At 65.1% G+C, this 3,509-nt stretch carries 2 protein-coding genes; both read left to right on the top strand.

All coding sequences use genetic code 11. The features are described 5' to 3' along the window. The coding region (locus EN991_RS28125) for a DNA repair protein RecN (protein ID WP_164769417.1) at window positions 1-1,424 on the top strand (1,424 nt) is incomplete at its 5' end. 112 nt (window positions 1,425-1,536) lie between these two features. After that, window positions 1,537-3,509 (top strand): NAD-dependent DNA ligase LigA (gene ligA / locus EN991_RS28120; RefSeq protein WP_127369975.1); only part of this gene is annotated, 1,973 nt, incomplete at its 3' end.

The following is a 3,509-nucleotide window of genomic DNA, read 5'->3' as shown; positions in this document are numbered from 1 at the left end:
CGATCGAGGATGACGGCGACATCATCCTTCGCCGCCTGCAGACCGCGGACGGCCGCACCCGTGTCTTCGTCAACGACCAGCCTTCGAGCGTCACCTTGATGCGCGATGTCGGGCGCGCGCTGGTCGAAATCCACGGCCAGCATGACGAACGCGCTCTGGTCGATCCCGGCGCTCACCGCGAGGTGCTCGACGCTTTTGGCGGCCATCTCGGCGCCGTTCGCTCAACTGGCGAGGCATGGCGGCATTGGCGCGCCTGCGAGCAGGAACTGTCGCGCCACCGTGCCAAGGTGGCGGCGGCCGCGCGCGAGGCCGACTATCTGCGTGCGGCGGTGGCGGAATTGACCAAGCTCGATCCGCAGCCGGGTGAGGAGACCGATCTTGCCGAACTGCGCGCGTCGATGATGCGGGCCGAGAAGATCGCGTCCGAAATCCATGACGCGCAGGATGTGCTGTCCGGCCCGTCCTCGCCCTTGCCGCAACTGGCCAGCCTGCTGCGGCGGCTGCAGCGCAAGGTGACCGAGGCGCCCGGCCTGCTCGACGACGTCGTCAAGTCGCTCGACGAGGCGATGTTGTCGCTTGACGCGGCGCAATCGGGGGTCGAGGCAGCACTGCGCGCCACCGAATATGATCCGCAGCGGTTGGAGAAGGCGGAGGAGCGGCTGTTTTCGCTGCGCGCGGCCTCGCGCAAGCACAGCGTCGCCGTCGACGATCTGGCGCAGCTTCGCGACACGATGTCGGCCGATCTTGCCGATCTCGATGCCGGCGAGGAGCGCCTGCACGGGCTGGAAAAGCAGGCCGCCGCGGCACGCGAGACCTACGACATTGCCGCCGCGCAGCTGTCCTCGCTTCGTCATGCGGCGGCGGTCGGCTTGACCAAGGCGGTCATGGCGGAATTGCCGGCGCTCAAGCTCGAACGCGCCGCCTTTATCGTGGAAATGAAGAGCGAGGCCGAGAGCCGCATGGAAGAGGGCATCGACCAGATCGAATTCTGGGTGCGCACCAATCCAGGCACGCGGCCCGGGCCGATGATGAAAGTGGCGTCCGGCGGCGAACTTTCGCGCTTCCTTCTGGCGTTGAAGGTCGCGCTGGCCGACCGCGGCTCGGCGCCGACGCTGGTTTTCGATGAAATCGATACTGGGGTGGGCGGCGCTGTCGCCGACGCGATCGGCCAGCGGCTGGCGCGGCTGTCGAAGCGCGTCCAGGTGCTCTCGGTGACGCATGCGCCACAGGTCGCGGCACGCGCGGCGACGCATTTCCTGATCTCCAAATCCGGCACCACCGACCGTGTCGCCACCGGCATTGCCGAGATGGACCGGCCGGCGCGGCAGGAAGAGATCGCGCGCATGCTGGCCGGCGCCACCATCACCGACGAGGCGCGCGCCGCCGCCGAGCGATTGCTGCGTGAAAACACCACGGCCGCATAAGAACAACAGGTGTCAGGGATCGAGTCAGGATATGGCTCCATCCTGCTGTTCAGGAATGATTTTCCCAAAATCCTGATCTATTGTGGCGGGCCACCGTCCGGGGAAGGAAAGCATGGCTGAAAAACCTGTCGATTCGCTCAGTGAGAGCGAGGCCGAAGCCGAGCTGAAGCGGCTGGCGGAAGAGATCGCCGAGCACGACCGGCGCTACCATACCGAAGATGCGCCTGTTATCACCGATGCCGAGTATGATGCGCTGGCGCGGCGCAACCTTGCCATCGAGGAGCGCTTTCCGGCGCTGGTGCGCGAGGATTCGCCATCGCTCAGGGTCGGAGCAGCGCCCGCGGAAGGCTTTACCAAGGTGCGCCATGCCGTGCCGATGCTCAGCCTTGCCAAGGCCTATACCGACGATGATGTCACGGATTTCATCGAACGCGGGCGGCGGTTCTTCGATCGCGACAAGGAACTCGACATTGCGTTCACGGCCGAACCGAAGATCGACGGGCTATCGGCTTCGCTGCGTTACGAAAACGGTGTGTTCGTGCAGGGCGCAACGCGTGGCAACGGCGCCGTCGGCGAAGACATCACCGCCAATTTGAAGACCATCGCCGACATCCCTGCAAAGCTGAAAGGCTCGGGCTGGCCCGAAACCATCGAGATACGCGGCGAGGTCTACATGACCTATGCGGAATTCGAGGCGCTGAAGCAGCGCTCGGCCGCCGTCGGCGGCCAGGACTACGTCAATCCGCGCAACACGGCGGCCGGGTCGCTGCGCCAGAAGGATCCGTCCGTCACCGCCAGCCGAAACCTCAAATTCTTCGCCTATGCCTGGGGTTACACGACAGCGGATCCGGCTCCGACCCAGTATGATTCGGTGCAGAAATTCGCCGAGTGGGGGTTCAAGATCAGTCCGCTGATGGTGCGGGCGAAATCGGCCAAGGAGTTGATCGCGCATTATCATCGGATCGAGGAGCAGCGCTCCGCGCTCGGCTACGATATCGACGGCGTCGTCTACAAGGTCGACCAGCTGGAGTTGCAACGCCGCTGGGGCTTCGTCACCGGCGAACCGCGCTGGGCGATCGCGCATAAATTTCCGGCCGAACAGGCGATGACGACCGTTCAGAAGATCGACATCCAGGTCGGCCGTACCGGTACGCTGGCGCCGGTCGCGCGGCTGGCGCCGGTCACGGTCGGCGGCGTCGTGGTCGAGAACGTCACGCTGCACAATGAGGATTACATCAAGGGCCTGGACTCGACCGGCCAGCCGATCCGCGACGGCATCGACGTGCGCATCGGCGATACGGTCGTGATCCAGCGGGCAGGCGATGTCATTCCGCAGATCGTCAGCGTCGTCATCGACAAGCGGCCGGCCGATGCCGTGCCGTACGAATTCCCGCACACCTGTCCGATCTGCGGCTCGCCGGCGACGCGCGAGATCAACGAGAAGACCGGCAAGGAGGATTCCCGCCGCCGCTGCACCGGCGAGCTGATCTGCCCGGCGCAGGCGGTGGAAGGATTGCGCCACTTCGTGTCGCGCGGTGCCCTGGACATCGAAGGCCTCGGCGCGGAGAACATAGACACGTTCTTCAACGCGGGATTGATCAGGACCGCCGCCGATATCTTCACGCTCAGGGATCGCCGTCCGGCTGTCACCAGGGCGCTGGCGGAACGGCGCGAGGAACAGGCGAGGCAGCGCGAGGCCGCATCGGGCAAGACGCGCAAGAACGTGCGCAGCGTCGAGGACCGCAATTATGAGGGCCTCGACAAGCTGTTCGCGGCCATCGACTCACGCCGCGAGCCGGAACTCGACCGTTTCATCTTCGCGCTCGGCATCCGCCATATCGGCGAAACGACGGCGGCTGTGCTTGCCCGCACCTTCTCGACCATCGAGGAACTGATCCGCGTGGGCAAGGAAACAGCGGCAGCGGAAGATCCGCACAGTGTCTTCCCCTCGGTCAACGGTATCGGCGATACCGTGATCGACGCGTTGCGCGACTTCTTCGGCAATGAGCGCAATGACGACGTGCTTGATGCGTTGCTCCGCCAAGTCAAGCCGAAGCCGTATATCGTCAACGTCTCGGCCGACAG

Origin of the sequence: Mesorhizobium sp. M7A.F.Ca.US.005.03.2.1, assembly GCF_003997795.1 — a bacterium.
In the GTDB taxonomy this organism is placed as follows: Bacteria; Pseudomonadota; Alphaproteobacteria; order Rhizobiales; family Rhizobiaceae; genus Mesorhizobium; species Mesorhizobium ciceri.
This window is presented reverse-complemented; position numbering and strand designations above follow the sequence as displayed.